Origin of the sequence: Mycobacterium sp. 852002-53434_SCH5985345 (genome assembly GCF_001667155.1) — a bacterium.
GTDB lineage: Bacteria > Actinomycetota > Actinomycetes > Mycobacteriales > Mycobacteriaceae > Mycobacterium.
The window spans coordinates 1-16,187 of sequence record NZ_LZIE01000006.1 but is presented as its reverse complement, the minus strand read 5'-3'; the positions used below and the strand labels follow the sequence as shown (position 1 = coordinate 16,187).

Here is a 16,187-nt window from a genome sequence, read left to right as displayed (position 1 = left end):
GGGACCGCTCCGCCGCACGGCTCTTTGCCCGCGTCGCCGCGGGGCTAGATTGACGTCATGCGCACTGCCCGGCTGCTAGGTGTCATCGCGACAATCCTCGCAATTGCTTTCAGCGGCGGGCTGCTCGTGGCACCCGGCGCCGGCGCGCAACCCCCGTTCCGGCTGGCGGATTACGTCACCGACAACGCGGGCGCCCTGTCGGAATCCGGTCGTGCGGCGGTCACCTCGGCGGTACGCAAGCTGTACACGGATCGCCACATCCGGCTGTGGGTGGTCTACGTCGACGACTTTTCCGACCAGAGCCCGGTGAACTGGGCGCAGCGCACGGTGCGTACCAGCGATCTGGGTGACTATGACGCCCTGCTCGCCGTCGCCACCGCCGGCCGTGCCTACGCCTTCCTGGTGCCGTCCACCGTCAAGAGCGTCAACGCTCGCCAGGTCGATGACTTGCGGCACAACAAGATCGAGCCCGCCTTGCACAACGGCGACTGGAGCGGCGCCGCGATCGCGGCGGCCAACGGGCTCAACACGTCACCGGGTTCGTCGGGCCGGGTGGCCCTGCTGGTCACGCTCGCGATCATTCTCGGCGCGGTGGCGGCCTTGCTGCTGGTCATGCGCTATCGCGGTCGGCGCCGGCGCGCGGCCGAATTGGCCGCGGCCCGACGGGTCGACCCCACCGACTCCCAAGCGCTGGCCGCCGTGCCGCTGCAGGCCCTCGACGACCTGTCGCGTGCACTCGTGGTGGACGTGGACAACGCCGTGCGAACCAGCTCCAACGAGCTCGACGTCGCGATCGCCGAGTTCGGCGAAGAGCGGACCCAACCCTTCACCCAAGCCCTGACCAACGCCAAAGCCGCTCTGGCCCAAGCGTTCACGGTACGACAGGAACTGGACGACAGCACACCGGAGACGCCCGACCAGCGCCGCGAGTTGCTCACCCGGGTCGTCCTTTCGGCGGCGCGCGCCGATCGGGAACTGGAGTCGCAGACCGGGGCGTTCGAGAACCTGCGCGATCTGGTGATCAACGCCCCGTCGCGGCTGGACGCGCTGACCCAGCAATACGTTGAGCTCACCACCCGGATAGCGCCCTCAGAGCAGCGGCTGGCCGAACTGCACGACCAATTCGACGCCACCGCACTGACTTCCGTGTCCGGAAATGTCTCGGCCGCCAAGGAGCGGCTGGCGTTCGCAGACCGCAACATCGGCACCGCCCGGGATTTGGCCGCCGAAGCCGTCAGCGGCCGGCAGGCCGGCTTGGTGGACGCGTTCCACGCCGCGGAGTCCGCGCTCGGGCAGGCGCGGGCGCTACTCGACTCGGTGGACAACGCGGCCACCGACATCCAGCACGCCATCGACCGGCTGCCGTCGGCCATGGCCGACATTCAGGTCGACATCAACCGGGCGGGCGATCTCCTGAAGCGAGCGGAGACGACCGCTCACACCGGCGATCTGCGCGCGGCGCGCGATGCGGCCACGCGGGCCGTCGACGGCGCGCGTGCCGGCGGCTCCACGGACCCGCTCGGCGCGTTCGCGCAGTTGGCCAAAGCGGATGCCGATCTCAACGGGCTGCTGGTCACCCTGGCGCAGGAGCAGGCCAGCGCCGAGCAGCTTAACCGGTCGTTGGAGCAGGCGTTGTTCACGGCCGAGTCGCGGGTACGCGCGGTCTCCGACTACATCGACACGCGTCGCGGCAGCATCGGCCCGGAGGCCCGCACCCGGCTGGCCGAAGCCACCCGGCACCTGCAAGCCGCGCGGGACAAGAGGGCGACGAATCCGAACGAGGCAATCTCCCACGCCAACGCGGCGTCGACGCTGGCCGCCCAGGCGCAGTCGTTGGCCAATGCCGATATGCAATCGATCCAGCGCGCCTACACGCGTCGCGGCGGCAGCGACATGGGGGCAATGCTGGGCGGCATCATCATCGGCGACCTGCTCAGTGGGGGTATGCGGGGCGGCTTCGGCGGCTGGAGTCCCACATCGTTCGGCGGGTCTTCGGGGGGATCGTCAGGGGGCGGCTTCATGGGCGGCGGCGGCCGATTCTGAGTCGCTCGCCCTAGCACGCGGCGGTCAACCGGCGGCCGGTGAATGCGGAATCACGCCTCCGCTGCGCGGTACGTCGAAGCGGGGTTCGGCTTCGCCTTCCCACCGCTGCCACTCGTTCCATTCTTTGGCGTCCGCGACCGCGGCCGGGGCGGGGACGTCAGTCGCCGGGTCGCCGGAATCGACGCTCACGTCCGGCTTCGGGGCCCAATGGTCGTAGTCATCCGGCGGAACGACCACACCCCAAACGAGTGGAACCGACAGGCCACCGAGCATCCCCGACTCACCCCGAACCGCCGACACCGAGTCATCTGGTAACGGCGGACCAAGAGGCAAAAGCATGTTGCCCCCTTCCACAGCCGACTTTCGGATGCTGTGGCCGAACCAATAACAGCAAGCAGGCACATCGTAAGCCAAACTTCAGACAAATACCCGAAAAACGTGGATTTGCTTCCGCAGGCATCCCGACGCCCGGGCCGGTGCGGGGCGAGGGGGCTCAGCGCTTGCGAACGGCGGTGGCCCCCCGCTCTCAACCCTTGGTCCGCGGCACCACCTTGGGCCGCGACTGCACCACGTGCGGGTTCTCCCCGCCGCGGCGGCCCCTCCGGTCGGTCTTGTCTTTGTCGGTGTCCCGCTCGTCCATCGCCATGGCCATGGCTGACGTGGAACCGGCGGGTGCGGACGACGCGGCGGACGATCCCCCCGTCGCGATCGGAGTCGGTAGTTGGGTGCCCAACGCCGGCACCGCGAGACTGGTCAGGACCGCCGGCACCGGCATCGACCCCTGCCAGGTCGGTGGCACCGTAATCGCTCCAACGAACCGCGCGGTGCCCAACCCGGCCGTGGCGACGCCCAGCCCACCCAGCGATTGCGGCGCGTGCAGGCCGCCGGTGGCGAGCGGGGTCTGCCCGGCCACGGTGGTGACACCGGCCATTGCGGGTGCCGCCGGCCCGACGTTGTGGGCCAGCACCATCATCGGGGACATCAGCGCGGTCGCGGGGTACATCCCGATCGGTGCCAGGGCGGTCATCGTCGTGACCGGCATGGACGAGAGTAACGACGTCACCGACGACAGGCCGGGGAAGAAGGCCCCGAGCACCGCCTGCAGCTGCGAAACAAAGCCGGCCCCCAGCGACGAGAACGCTCCGAAAGCCTGGGACACGAAGTCCAGCGGCGCCGTTACCAGCCCCGCCAGTCCACCCAGGGGTACCGGCGGGGCGCTGAACGCCGGCAGCGTCGCCGCCACCGTCTGCGCCCCGATGTGATAACCCACCATCGCGGCCACGTCCTGGGCCCACATCTCCATGTACTCGATTTCGGTCATCGCGATCGCCGGGGTGTTCTGACCCAAGAAGTTCGTGGCGATCAGCATCAGCAACCGGAGGCGATTCTCGATCACCTCCGGGGTGGGCACCGTCGCCATGAACGCCGCCTCATAGGCCCCCGCCGCCGCCGTCGCCTGGGCCGCCGCCAACTCGGCTTGCCCGGCGGCCGAGATCAGCCACTGCAGGTACGGCGTCGCCGCCGCCACCATCGCCACCGACGACGGGCCCATCCACGGGCCGGCGGCCACTCCCGTCACAACCGACTCGAACGACGCCGCCGCGGCCGCCAAGTCCGCCGCCAGCGCTTCCCAGGCCGAGGCCGCCGTCAACAGTGGTCCGGGGCCTGCGCCGCCATACATCAGGGCAGAGTTGATCTCGGGGGGGAACAGCATAAAAGCTGGAATCATCGCATCCCCAACCCACCGACTACCGAGTCAACGACACTTACACCCACACGAACCGACACCCACCCCCGGCGACTAGACACGTGAGCAACATTCGGATCGAGCCTAAGCCAATCGGCTATCCAAATGCGGTTTTTTACGAAACGTTTAATTACGTGGCGGCGGCGTGTCCATGCCGGTCAACAGGCAAGGTGGGACTACCGGGACCGGCGGTGCCAGCGCCGGTCAGCAACCCTTGAGCCGCGCCGCCAAGTAGTCGGCGACGGCGTTCATCGCGACGCGCTCCTGCGTCATGTCATCGCGACGGCGCACCGTGACGGCGTTGTCTTCGAGGGAGTCGAAATCCACCGTCACACAGAACGGCGTCCCCACCTCGTCCTGGCGCCGGTAGCGGCGCCCGATCGCGCCAGCGTCGTCGAAATCGATGTTCCAGCAGGTGCGCAGTTCGGCGGCCAGGTCGCGAGCCTTGGGACTCAGGTCGGCGTGCCGGGACAGCGGCAGCACCGCGGCCTTGACCGGGGCCAACCGCGGATCCAGCCGGAGCAACGTGCGCTTCTCCATCACGCCCTTGGCGTTGGGTGCCTGGTCCTCGGTGTAGGCGTCGATCAGAAACGCCATGAACGACCGCGTCAGCCCGGCCGCCGGTTCGATGACATACGGGATGTAGCGGGTATCGGTGCCCTGGTCGTAGTACGACAGGTCGGCGCCGGAATGTTTTGCGTGCGTTGACAAGTCGAAATCGGTCCGGTTGGCGACGCCCTCCAGTTCGCCCCACGGGTTGCCCGCGAAGCCGAACTTGTACTCGATGTCGACGGTCCGGTCGGAGTAGTGCGAAAGCTTCTCGGCGGGGTGCTCGTACAGCCGCAGATTCTCCGGGTCGATACCCAGGTCGAGATACCACTGCAGGCGGGTGTCGATCCAATACTGGTGCCATTCCTTCGCGGTCGACGGCTCCACGAAGAATTCCATTTCCATCTGCTCGAACTCGCGGGTTCGGAATATGAAGTTGCCGGGCGTGATCTCATTGCGAAAACTCTTGCCGATCTGGCCGATACCGAACGGCGGCTTCTTGCGCGCGGTGGTGACGATGTTGGCGAAGTTGACGAAGATGCCCTGCGCGGTCTCCGGACGCAGATAGTGCAAGCCCTCCTCGGTCTCGATCGGCCCGAGGTGGGTCTTGAGCATCATGTTGAACTCGCGCGGCTCCGTCCACTGGCCCTTGGTTCCGCAATCCGGGCAGACGATCTCGGTCATCGGCACCGAGTCGGGGTCGTCGATCCCCTTCTTCGCCGCGTAAGCCTCCTGCATGTGGTCCTGGCGATGCCGGTGATGACAGTTCAGGCACTCGACCAGTGGGTCGTGGAAGACCTCGACGTGGCCGGAGGCCACCCAGACCTGCCTCGGCAGGATGATCGACGAATCGATGCCCACGACGTCGTCGCGCCCGGTGACCACCGATCGCCACCACTGCCGCTTGATGTTCTCCTTGAGTTCCACTCCCAGCGGGCCGTAGTCCCACGCCGACCGGGTGCCGCCGTAGATCTCTCCCGAAGGAAAGACAAAGCCGCGCCGTTTGGCCAGGTTCACTACGGTGTCGATGACGGACGCCACGGGGTGGTGCACTCCCTTTCCGGGTTTGAACGGGCACGAACGGCGCTCGACCGCCGTGCGCAGAGCATTCGTCATCGTAACGATCGGCCCCGCGGTCTTTGACATGCGTCATCATGCATGTGACAGTGGAAGTCGACCGCCTCACGGCGCGCCCTCCCCGCTACCTGGCCCTTCTCGAGGTGATGACTCTCTCCATGGCGATGTCCCCATCCCCGCCTTCCTCGCTGCCGGCCGCCGCCGATGGTGACGTGGGACCGGCGATGAGCGTGGTTGCCCACGAGCACGGCGAAACCGGGTCCGCCGGACACCCGCCGGCCGATTACCCCGTCCCGCCGCCGCGCGCGATTCTCGACGCGGCCGGTGAGCTGCTGCGCGCGCTGGCCGCCCCGGTGCGGATCGCCATCGTGCTGCAGTTGCGTGAATCCCAGCGCTGCGTGCACGAGCTGGTCGACGCGCTCGGCGTGCCGCAGCCACTGGTCAGCCAGCACCTGAAGATCCTGAAGGCCGCCGGCGTCGTCGCCGGGGAGCGATCCGGCCGCGAGGTGCTGTACCGGCTTGCCGACCATCACCTGGCGCACATCGTGGTGGACGCGGTCGCCCACGCGAGCGAGGACACACAATGACACGCGCCGGCGACGATGCAGAACGAAGCGATGCTGAGGTGGGGCGCCAATGACAGGCGCGAGTATCCGATCGACCCGTCAGCGGGCGGCGATCTCCACGCTGATGGACACCCTCGACGACTTCCGCTCGGCGCAGGAGTTGCACGACGAGCTGCGCCGCCGCGGCGAGAACATCGGGCTGACCACCGTCTACCGGACGCTGCAGTCAATGGCGGCGGCGGGAATGGTGGACACGCTGCGCACCGACACCGGCGAGTCGGTCTACCGCAGGTGTTCCGAACACCACCATCACCATCTGGTCTGTCGCAGCTGCGGTTCCACCATCGAAGTCGGCGACCACGAGGTCGAACAGTGGGCGGCGCAAGTCGCCTCCAAACACGGCTACTCCGACGTCAGCCACACCATCGAGATCTTCGGCACGTGTTCACAGTGCGGGTCCTAGGCTGACCCGAGCCGGCCGAACGCGGCACGGTGGAAAAAAGTTCTGAAAAAAGTGTCCAACACGCGCGCCCCGCGTGCTCCTACCCATGAGTGGCCCACAGGCCGAGACAAGCAAGAACTCTAGGGAATTGAGAGCACCATGCGGCACCACGCATCACCCCATCTGCGGCCCGTACGCGACGTCGAGGCTCCGTCACTGCAATTTCGCACCATCCACGGCCACCGACGCGCCTTCCGGGTCGCCGGGTCGGGACCGGCTCTGTTGCTGATCCACGGCGTCGGCGACAAGTCCACGGCATGGGAGCCTGTGCACGCCAAACTTGCGCGACGGTTCACGGTCATCGCACCGGACCTGCTGGGCCACGGGGAATCGGACAAACCACGCGCCGACTACTCATTGGCGGCCTTCGCGAACGGCATGCGTGACCTGCTTGCCGCGCTTGACATTGACCGCGTCACCCTGGTCGGGCATTCGTTCGGTGGCGGTGTCGCAATGCAATTCGCCTATCAGTACCCGCAGCTGGTGGAGCGCATCGTGCTGGTCAGCAGCGGTGGCGTCGCCCAGGAAGTAAGCGTGGCCTTGCGATTGGCGGCGATGCCGTTGGGCAGCGAGGCCCTGGCCATGCTGCGCATGCCGGGCGTGATGCCGGCGGTCCGACTGTTCGGGCGGGCCATGGCTACCGTACTGGGCCCCACTAACCTCGGGCACGACGTCGCCGATGTGGTGAATCTGCTCGAAGGCTTCCGGGACCCGCGCGCATTGTCGGCGTTCGCACGCACCTTGCGGTCGGTGGTGGACAGGCGTGGCCAATTCGTCACAATGCTGGACCGAAGCTATCTCGCGCAACCCATTCCGGTGCAAGTGATCTGGGGTGAGCACGACTTGGTGATCCCGGTAGACCACGCCCGGATGGCCCACGATGCGGTGCCCGGGTCACGCTTAGAGATCTTCGAGAACTCCGGGCACATGCCGTTCAAGGACGACCCGGATCGCTTCGTCGAAGTCATCGAGCGCTTCGTCGAGTCGACCCGGCCGGCTCAGCACGACCAAGACCTCCTACGCTCGTTGCTGCAGACCCGCGTGCGCGAAAACGCCCGGGGATCGGTAGCCATCGCGGTGACCGAATCGGCGGTGTCCTAGCGCCCTAACCCGTCAATGCGCGACGTATCTCTATGCCGCTATCCAGCACCAACAGAACCAGGGTGCGCAGCGCGTCGTCGGTCAAGCCGCCGCCGGGAAAGTTGTAGCGCAGCATCACGTCGGCGGTCTTGGCCGCGCCTTTGCCCGAGTTGCGTTGCACGGCCTTCTCGTTGACCTTTTCGACCATCGTGACGCTGCCGAAATTGCTGGTGCGGGCCTGCTTGGCGACCTGATCACTGATCTTCTTGGTCAGCGGCAGGTCCCACGCCAAGACTTGGGTGAGCGACACCAGGTCGAGGTCGTCGGCGATGTTCACCACCCGCAACGACGCGATGGTCCCGGCATGGCGCACCGTCAGCGCCCCGTCGGACTCCTCCTCGACCGCAAGAACGACACCGAGTGCCGACGCCAGACGTTCCTGCAGTGACGGCATTGGATCCTCCCCGTGAGGACCCGTTGCGCCCGGCTCCGCCGCGCTTCCGGTCCCCACTATGCGCTCCCGAATCTTCTGTTGCGCGAAGCGTATTCCTCGCACGCCGCCCACAGGTCGCGGCGGTCGTAGTCGGGCCACAGCTTGTCCTGGAAGATGTACTCGGCGTAAGCGGCCTGCCACAGCATGAAGTTGCTGGACCGCTGCTCCCCCGAGGTCCTCAGGAAGAGGTCCACGTCGGGGATGTCGGGCCGTTGCAGGTGATGCGCCACCGTCGACTCCGTGACGCGTTCCGGGTTCAGCCTGCCGACGGCGGCTAAGCGCGCGATTTCCTTTGCAGCATCCGCGATTTCGGCGCGACCTCCGTAGTTGACGCAGTAGTTGACCGTGATGACGTCGTTGTCCTTCGTCATGTCCTCCGCAATCGCCAACTCATTGATCACGCTGCGCCACAGCCGTGGCCGCGAACCCACCCACCGGATTTTGACACCGATGGTCTTCAAGTTCACCCGGCGCATGCGGACCACGTCCCGGTTGAAGCCCATCAGGAAGCGGACCTCTTCGGGCGACCGCTTCCAGTTCTCGGTGGAAAACGCGTAAAGACTCAGCCACTTGACGCCGATTTCTATTGCCCCACAGACGACGTCAATGACTACCGCCTCGCCCGCCCGGTGACCATCGGTGCGGGTCAGTCCCTGCTCGGTGGCCCAGCGGCCATTGCCGTCCATGACGATGGCCACATGATTGGGCAATCGGTCCGCAGGAATACGCGGCGGGGTCGCTTTCGAGGTGTGCTGCGGCGGCCGGCTCGGGCCGCCGTCACGCGACGGCGGCAGCTCGGGGAAGACCACCGGCCATGTCGATTTGTCGGGGAAAACCGGGTAATCGTCGGGCGCCGGGGGCAGCTGCGGAAAGCCGGTCGACTTGAGCTTGCGCTCAGCTTTAGCCACAGTCCAACTGCTCCATCAGCGCTGCGCGCCGTTCGGCGATGGTGCGGTCGACGTGATACGGCCGTTCCACCAGTGGCAACGTCTTGAGCTGGCGTTCCAGATGCCATTGCAGGTGCGCGGCCACCAGTCCGCTGACGTAGCTGCGGTGCGATTGCGGGGCCTCTTCGGCGAACTCCCAATCGCCGTCGTGCAGCGCGGACATCAGATCCAGCACGCCCGGCGGCGGTGTAGTCGAACCGGCTGGACGGCAGTGCGTGCAGACGCTGCCCCCGGCGCCGACATGGAACGCGCGATGCGGCCCTGGTGTGGCGCACCGGGCGCACTCGGTCAGCGCCGGCGCCCACCCGGCGATGCCCATGGCGCGCAGCAGGTAGGCGTCCAGCAGCAGGTCCCGGGAGCGGCGGCCGTCGGCCACCGCCCGCAAGGCGCTGACCGTGAGCCGGTGCAGGGCCGGGGCGGGGGCCCGCTCCTCCCCGGCCAGGCGTTCGGCGGTTTCCAGCATCGCGCACCCGCAGGTGTAGCGGCCGTAATCGCTGACGATGTCGGTGGCGAACGCGTCGATCGAGACGACCTGGGTGACGATGTCGAGGTTGCGGCCGGGATGCAGTTGCGCGTCGATGTGCGCGAACGGTTCCAGCCTCGCGCCGAATTTGCTGCGGGTGCGACGAACGCCCTTCGCCACCGCCCGGACCAATCCGTGGTCGCGAGTGAGCAGCGTGACGATCCGGTCGGCTTCGCCGAGCTTGTGTTGGCGCAACACCACCGCCCGGTCTCGATACAGCCGCATCACCATAGTTTTGCACCCCGCCGCGACAATGCTGGTATCCGCGCCGGTTAGTCTCGTACCCCGTGATTGGCGCTTCCGAGTCAGGTCCTGGATCCATTTTCGGATCCGGTGGCCAGCGCCTGCCCACACTGACTGACCTGCTCTATCAGCTCGCCAACCGGTCCGTGACGTCGGTCACACTGGTGCGCCGGTCCCTGCACGCCATCCACGCGAGCCAGCCCACGCTGAACGCCTTCCGCGTGGTGCTCACCGAGTCGGCCCTGGCCGACGCGGCGGCGGCCGACCGGCGGCGGGCGGCCGGAGACACGGCGCCGTTGCTGGGCATCCCGATCGCGGTCAAGGACGACGTCGACGTTGCTGGAGTGCCGACCGCCTTCGGCACCGAGGGATACGTCCCACCCGCCACCCACGACGCCGAAGTGGTTCGCCGCCTGAAGGCCGCGGGAGCGGTGATCGTCGGCAAGACCAACACCTGCGAACTGGGCCAGTGGCCGTTCACCAGCGGACCCGGGTTCGGGCATACCCGCAACCCCTGGTCGCGCCGGCACACCCCGGGCGGCTCCTCGGGGGGCAGCGCGGCCGCGGTGGCCGCGGGACTCGTCACCGCGGCGATCGGCTCGGACGGCGCGGGCAGCGTCCGCATCCCCGCCGCGTGGACGCATCTGGTGGGCATCAAGCCGCAGCGCGGCCGCATCTCCACCTGGCCACTGCCCGAGGCGTTCAACGGCATCACGGTCAACGGTGTGCTGGCCCGCACGGTGGCCGATGCGGCGTTGGTGCTCGACGCGGCGTCGGGCAACGTCGAGGGCGACCGGCACAAGCCGCCCCCGATCACCGCCTCAGACTACGTCGGCATCGCGCCCGGCCCGCTGAACATCGCGCTGTCAACGCGGTTCCCGTACACCGGTTTTCGGTCCAAGCTGCATCCCGAGATCCTGGCGGCGACGCGATCCGTGGCCAGGCAGCTCGAGCTGCTCGGCCACACCGTGGTGCCGGGCAACCCCGACTACGGGCTGCGGCTGTCGTGGGATTTCCTTGCCCGGTCCACCGCCGGTCTGCGGGACTGGGAGGAGCGGCTGGGCGACGGGGTGATCCTCGACCCCCGCACGGTGTCCAACTTGCGTGTGGGCCATGTGCTGGGTCAGGCGATCCTGCGCACTGCGCGCCGGCACGAAACCGAGGCCCAGCGTCGGGTGGGTTCGATCTTCGACATCGTCGATGTCGTCGTGGCTCCGACCACCGCCCAGCCGCCGCCGCTGGCGCGCGCCTTCGACCGGTTGAGCGGCTTCGGCACCGATCGAGCGATGATCGCCGCCTGCCCACTGACCTTCCCGTGGAATGTGCTGGGCTGGCCGTCGATCAACGTGCCGGCGGGGTTCACCTCCGAGGGGCTGCCGATCGGAGTGCAGTTGATGGGGCCGCACAACAGCGAGGGCATGCTGATCTCGCTGGCCGCCGAACTGGAGGCCGTGTGCGGGTGGTCGACCAAGCAGCCGACGATGTGGTGGAACGCCGAAACGGGCACGCCGCCGGTGTCCGGGGCCTCGTCGCGGAAGTGAAACCCGTGCGGCGTATCACCGAAGTTGACTTCGATTGAGCGGCTTCGGGTTTGTCGATGCCCATACCGGGAATGGGCCCCCGGCACGGTGATCGGCGGCGACCGCGAGCGAGTCACGTCCTCTTCGGCGAATTCGGCTACCGGACAATCACTGCGGTGCACGCACACGGGTTGCGCGAGGTCGCGGAGGCGGTCGCATAGCCGGCAGCCACGTGGGTACACCGGAACAATGGACCAATCTGATGCCCCACTGTTAGATGCGCTGGTCGATTACCGGGAGAAGAACAGGTATGGGTTCACGCCGCCGGGCCACCGGCAGGGCCGCGGCACCGATGACCGGGTCCTGGCGGTCCTGGGCCGCGAGCCGTTTCACGACGACGTGCTGGCCAGCGGCGGGTTGGATGACCGCAGGACCAGCCACCAGTACCTCAAGCACGCCGAAGACCTGATGGCCGAGGCGGTGGGTGCCGACATCGCCTGGTTCTCCACCTGCGGCAGTTCCTTGTCGGTGAAAGCGGCGATGATGGCCGTGGCCGGCGGTGACGGCAGCCTGCTGGTCGGCCGGGACAGCCACAAGTCGATCGTCGCGGGCTTGATCTTCTCGGGCGTGCAACCCCGGTGGATCACCCCCCGCTGGGACGCCGAGCATCACTTCTCGCACCCCCCGTCGCCGCGGCAGGTGGAGGAGACCTGGGACAGGCACCCCGACGCCGCCGGTGCGCTCATCGTCAGCCCGAGCCCGTATGGCACCTGCGCCGACATCGCGGGGATCGCGGAGGTTTGCCACGCGCGCGGCAAGCCGTTGATCATCGACGAGGCGTGGGGGGCGCACCTGCCTTTCCACGAGAACCTGCCGACCTGGGCGATGGACGCCGGTGCGGACGTCTGCGTGGTCAGCGTCCACAAGATGGGCGCGGGTTTCGAACAGGGCTCCGTGTTCCACGTGCAGGGCGACCTGATCGATCAGGACCGCTTGTCGGCCTGCGCCGACCTGCTGATGACGACCAGTCCCAACGTCCTGGTGTATGCCGCCATGGACGGGTGGCGGCGCCAGATGGTGCAGCATGGCCACGAATTGCTCGGTGGTGCATTGGATCTCGCGGGCCAGCTGCGCCAGGACATCGAAGCCATCCCGGATGTGGAGGTGCTCGACGACGAATTGCTCGGCGTGCAGGCATCCCACGACCTGGACCGAATGCAAGTTCTGATGGACGTGTCCGCGACGGGCACCTCCGGTTATCAGGCTCATGACTGGCTGCGCGAGCACGCCCACGTCGACACGGGAATGAGCGATCACCGCCGCATCCTGGCGACCCTGTCCATGGCCGACGACAAAGACACCGCCGGCCGTCTCACCGAGGCACTGTGGGCGTGGCGCAAAGCCGCCGACGACTTCGACCCGCCACCACGCATCGACCTGCCGTCGCCCGAGCAGCTGCAGTTGGAAACGGTCTGCCTGCCGCGCGACGCGTTCTTCGGGCGCGTCGAAGCGGTAAGCACCGACCAAGCCGCGGGCCGCGTCGCAGCCGAGCAGTGCACGCCGTATCCACCGGGAATTCCCGCCGTCGTACCCGGCGAGCGCCTCAACGAGGCCGTGCTGGACTACCTGTGTTCCGGTGTGCGCGCGGGGATGAACGTTCCCGACGCGGCGGATCCGTCACTGCAGACAATCCGCGTGCTCGCCTAGCGCGGACGCGACATCACCCTATTGCCAACGGCTTTGACGCTGTCGGGCAGCACGCGGTTGGCGGCACCCATGGCCTTGACGAGCATCGATCCGGCGACGACCTTGTGATCACCGCGCATCAACGCCTCGAACCCTTGCCGGGCGACCTTGGCGGGATCGTCCTTGGGGCCCTTACCCATCAGGGACTCGACCATTTTGGCTCGGCCGAAGAAATTGGTGTCCGTCGGTCCGGGCATCAGCGCCGTGACAGTGATTGAGGTGTCGCGCAATTCATCCTGGAGCGCTTGGGCGAACGATTGGACGAACGACTTCGACGCGTTGTACACCGGCTGATACGAACCCGGCATCTGGGACGCGATGGACGAGGTGAACAACACCTTGCCGGCGTCACGATTGGCCATGTCGCGCAACACCAGCTTGGTCAGGTGAACCGTCGAGCGCACGTTGAGGTCAACGATGCTGAGGTCGTCGGCGAGTTCGCTCTTGAGGAACATCTCGCCGCGGCCGATGCCCGCGTTGAGGGCAGCGGCGCCCAGCACACGGTCGCCTTCGATCGTGCTCTGGTACAAGTGCTCCACCCCGTCAGGGGTGCGAAGGTCGACCTGAATCGGCTGAACGGCGGAGTCCCACCGGGAGAGTTTGTCCGGTACGTCTCTGATGGCGTCGTCTTCGGCCGCCACGACCAGATCGTAGCCGTGCCGGGCGAACTGCTTGGCCAGTTCGAGCCCAATACCGCTGGACGCGCCGGTCACTAAAGCCAACTGTGCTTGGGTCATACGCGACGGCTACCCGTCGCCGATGCCGCCAAACTTCAGAAGCCCAGCCGACCAAGCTGTTTGGGGTCGCTCTGCCAGTTCTTGGCGACCTTGACACGCAGGTCGAGGTAGACCTTGGTGCCGAGCAGTTTTTCGATCTGGCCGCGCGCCGCGGTGCCCACCTGCCGCAGTCGGGCGCCGCCTTTGCCGATGATGATCCCCTTCTGGCTGTCGCGCTCGACGAAGAGCAGCGCGTGCACGTCGATGAGGTCGTCGCGGTCCTCCCGGGGGTTGACCTCGTCGATGACCACCGCCAACGAATGCGGCAGCTCGTCGCGGATGCCCTCCAGGGCGGCCTCGCGGATGAGCTCCGCCATCAACACTTCCTCGGGCTCGTCGGTCAGCTCGCCATCGGGGTAGTACGCCGGGCCGGGGGGCAGCGCCGCGGCGAGCACGTCGATCAGCACGTCCACCTGCGCCCCCGTGGCCGCTGAGACCGGAACGATTTCCGCCGAGTCGCCGACCAGCTCGCTGACCGCGACCAGCTGCGCGGCCACCCGGTCCCTGGGCACCTTGTCGATCTTGGTGACGATGGCCACCAGTGCCGCCTTCGGTGCGTTCGAACGGATTTGGTCGACGATCCATCGGTCGCCCGGGCCGATCGCCTCGTCGGCCGGGATGCACAACCCGATCACGTCGACCTCGGCATAGGTATCACGGACCAGGTCGTTGAGCCGCTTGCCCAGCAGGGTGCGCGGCCGGTGCAGGCCCGGGGTGTCGACGAGGATGATCTGGAAGTCGTCCCGGTGCACGATGCCGCGAATGGTGTGCCGGGTGGTCTGCGGCCGCGTCGAGGTGATCGCCACCTTGGTGCCGACGAGAGCATTGGTCAGCGTCGACTTGCCGGTGTTCGGGCGGCCGACCAAACACACGAAGCCGGAATGGAATTCGCTCATTCGCCGACGTCCCGCCGCTCAGCCACGCTCTTCGGCCCGACGACCGGCGGAGCCGTTGGAATCTGGTTCGGCCGGGCTCAACAGGACGGTGCCGATCCGCACCCGCCCCCGGTGATCGGCCCCGCCCTCGGCTTGCAGCCGCAGGCCATGTGAGACCACCTCGGCCCCGGGCAGCGGAACCCGGCCCAGTTCCAGGGCGAGCAGGCCGCCGACGGTATCGACGTCGAGGTCATCGTCGAAGTCCACGTCGTAGAGCTCGCCGAGGTCCTCGATCGGCAACCGCGCCGAAACGCGGAAACGTCTGTCGCCCAAGTCTTCTACCGGTGCCGTCTCCGCCTGGTCGTACTCGTCGGCGATCTCGCCGACGATCTCCTCCAGCACGTCTTCGATGCTCACCAGTCCGGCTATCGCGCCGTACTCGTCGACGAGGAGCGCCATGTGGTTGCGATCGCGCTGCATTTCGCGCAGCAGCGTATCCAGCGGCTTGGAGTCAGGCACGAACACCGCCGGACGCATCACCTGCGCCACGGTAATGCCACGACCACCATCCCCCGACAGAAAGCTCTGCTGCACAAGGTCTTTGAGGTATACGACGCCGACGATGTCGTCCACATTCTCGCCGATCACCGGGATGCGGGAGTGCCCACTGCGCACCGCGAGGTTCAACGCTTGACTGGCAAGCTTGTCGCTTTCGATCCAGATCATCTCGGTGCGCGGCACCATCACCTCGCGGGCCGGGGTGTCGCCGAGCTCGAAGACCGACTCGATCATCCGGCGTTCGTCGGCGGCGACCACGCCGCGCTGCTGGGCCAGGTCCACGACTTCGCGAAGCTCGATCTCGGATGCGAACGGCCCGTTACGCAGGCCGCGGCCGGGTGTCAGCGCGTTACCCAGGACCACCAGCAACCGGCTGAGCGGCATCAACAACCACGAAATGAGCCGCAGCGGAACGGCCGTCGTCAACGAGATGGAATACGCGTGCTGGCGACCGAGGGTGCGCGGACCTACCCCGATGACGACGAAACTGATGACCACCATGGTCGCGGCGGCGCCGAACAAGCCCCAGCTCAGGCCGAAGTTGTCGTACAGGAACAGCACCAACAGCACCGTCGCCGTGATTTCGCAGGTGATGCGCAGCAGCACAACCAGGTTGATATAGCGCGGCCGCTCGTTCATCACCTCGGCCAGTGACACCGCGCCGGGACGCTCGTCGCGCACCAGCTCCTGGACCCGGGCCAGCGACACGGTGCTGATGGCGGCGTCGATCGCCGCGAAAAGCCCGCCGATAGCGATGAGCGCCATCGCGCCGAGCAGCCAAGAAAGACCGGTCAACTGCCGGAAGACCTCGACGTGGTGACGGGCTCCCCTACGTCGTCGTCGTCCCGTTTCCGACTGAGGGCCCAGGCGGTGAGGCACACCACTACCCCCAACACCCCGTAGCCCAGCGCCGAAGGCCACCACGGCTGGGCGGGCTGGGCT

15 protein-coding genes are annotated in these 16,187 nt (G+C 67.3%); 6 read left to right on the top strand and 9 right to left on the bottom strand.

The window, feature by feature from the left end; genetic code table 11:
* Window positions 1-57: 57 nt before the first annotated feature.
* Entirely contained in the window at window positions 58-2,043 is a 1,986-nt protein-coding gene (locus tag A5756_RS00705; RefSeq protein ID WP_066945306.1) for a YgcG family protein, read from the top strand.
* A gap of 24 nt (window positions 2,044-2,067) precedes the next feature.
* On the opposite strand, the gene A5756_RS00700 is transcribed toward A5756_RS00705, so the two are convergent.
* The 3 genes from A5756_RS00700 to A5756_RS00690 all read right to left on the bottom strand — a co-directional run bounded on the left by A5756_RS00700 (window position 2,068) and on the right by A5756_RS00690 (window position 5,392).
* Window positions 2,068-2,316 (bottom strand): hypothetical protein, encoded by a 249-nt coding sequence (locus A5756_RS00700; RefSeq protein ID WP_066945302.1) that lies wholly within the window; start codon window positions 2,314-2,316, stop codon window positions 2,068-2,070.
* Between the two features lie 253 nt (window positions 2,317-2,569).
* The gene (locus A5756_RS00695) at window positions 2,570-3,772 is read right to left on the bottom strand and encodes a PPE family protein (protein WP_066945299.1); all 1,203 of its coding nucleotides are present in this window, start codon (window positions 3,770-3,772) and stop codon (window positions 2,570-2,572) included.
* Window positions 3,773-3,994: 222 nt separating this feature from the next.
* A complete protein-coding gene (locus A5756_RS00690; RefSeq protein WP_066945352.1) occupies window positions 3,995-5,392 on the bottom strand; it encodes a glycine--tRNA ligase in 1,398 nt (465 codons plus the stop codon).
* Window positions 5,393-5,574: 182 nt separating this feature from the next.
* Here A5756_RS00690 and A5756_RS00685 point away from each other — a divergent pair, with 182 nt between their 5' ends.
* From A5756_RS00685 to A5756_RS00675, 3 genes are all read left to right on the top strand, one after another.
* Window positions 5,575-6,003 (top strand): metalloregulator ArsR/SmtB family transcription factor, encoded by a 429-nt coding sequence (locus A5756_RS00685; RefSeq protein ID WP_066945349.1) that lies wholly within the window; start codon window positions 5,575-5,577, stop codon window positions 6,001-6,003.
* Window positions 6,004-6,052: 49 nt separating this feature from the next.
* Entirely contained in the window at window positions 6,053-6,445 is a 393-nt protein-coding gene (locus A5756_RS00680) for a Fur family transcriptional regulator (protein WP_066945296.1), read from the top strand.
* Between the two features lie 138 nt (window positions 6,446-6,583).
* Complete coding sequence (locus tag A5756_RS00675) at window positions 6,584-7,585, top strand: alpha/beta fold hydrolase (RefSeq protein ID WP_066945292.1); 1,002 nt, start codon at window positions 6,584-6,586, stop codon at window positions 7,583-7,585.
* A 4-nt stretch (window positions 7,586-7,589) separates the two neighbouring features.
* Here the strand turns inward: A5756_RS00675 and A5756_RS00670 are convergent, their stop codons facing one another.
* From A5756_RS00670 to recO, 3 genes are read right to left on the bottom strand one after another with little or no spacing between them, the layout of a single operon-like run.
* Window positions 7,590-8,018: a hypothetical protein gene (locus tag A5756_RS00670; protein ID WP_066945289.1), complete on the bottom strand. Its 429-nt coding sequence runs from the start codon at window positions 8,016-8,018 to the stop codon at window positions 7,590-7,592.
* Between the two features lie 56 nt (window positions 8,019-8,074).
* Window positions 8,075-8,965 (bottom strand): decaprenyl diphosphate synthase, encoded by an 891-nt coding sequence (locus A5756_RS00665; protein WP_066945286.1) that lies wholly within the window; start codon window positions 8,963-8,965, stop codon window positions 8,075-8,077.
* Entirely contained in the window at window positions 8,958-9,752 is a 795-nt protein-coding gene (recO, locus tag A5756_RS00660) for a DNA repair protein RecO (protein WP_066945346.1), read from the bottom strand. The genes A5756_RS00665 and recO overlap by 8 nt, the downstream gene beginning before the upstream one ends.
* A 62-nt stretch (window positions 9,753-9,814) precedes the next feature.
* On the opposite strand from recO, the gene A5756_RS00655 reads away from it, so the two are divergent.
* Together A5756_RS00655 and A5756_RS00650 are read left to right on the top strand one after the other, a co-directional pair.
* Window positions 9,815-11,311 carry an amidase gene (locus tag A5756_RS00655; RefSeq protein ID WP_066945284.1) on the top strand — a complete coding sequence of 499 codons (1,497 nt, stop codon included), beginning with the start codon at window positions 9,815-9,817 and terminating at the stop codon, window positions 11,309-11,311.
* A gap of 228 nt (window positions 11,312-11,539) precedes the next feature.
* Window positions 11,540-12,997, top strand: coding sequence for an aminotransferase class I/II-fold pyridoxal phosphate-dependent enzyme (locus tag A5756_RS00650; RefSeq protein WP_066945281.1), 1,458 nt, complete (start codon window positions 11,540-11,542; stop codon window positions 12,995-12,997).
* Here the strand turns inward: A5756_RS00650 and A5756_RS00645 are convergent.
* From A5756_RS00645 to A5756_RS00635, 3 genes are read right to left on the bottom strand one after another with little or no spacing between them, the layout of a single operon-like run.
* On the bottom strand, window positions 12,994-13,773 hold the full coding sequence (locus A5756_RS00645) for an SDR family oxidoreductase (protein ID WP_066945278.1): 780 nt from the start codon (window positions 13,771-13,773) through the stop codon (window positions 12,994-12,996). The genes A5756_RS00650 and A5756_RS00645 overlap by 4 nt on opposite strands.
* Before the next feature lie 35 nt (window positions 13,774-13,808).
* The gene (gene era / locus A5756_RS00640; protein ID WP_066945275.1) at window positions 13,809-14,708 is read right to left on the bottom strand and encodes a GTPase Era; all 900 of its coding nucleotides are present in this window, start codon (window positions 14,706-14,708) and stop codon (window positions 13,809-13,811) included.
* 18 nt (window positions 14,709-14,726) lie between these two features.
* The gene (locus tag A5756_RS00635) at window positions 14,727-16,040 is read right to left on the bottom strand and encodes a hemolysin family protein (RefSeq protein ID WP_066945272.1); all 1,314 of its coding nucleotides are present in this window, start codon (window positions 16,038-16,040) and stop codon (window positions 14,727-14,729) included.
* Between the last annotated feature and the right edge of the window lie 147 nt (window positions 16,041-16,187).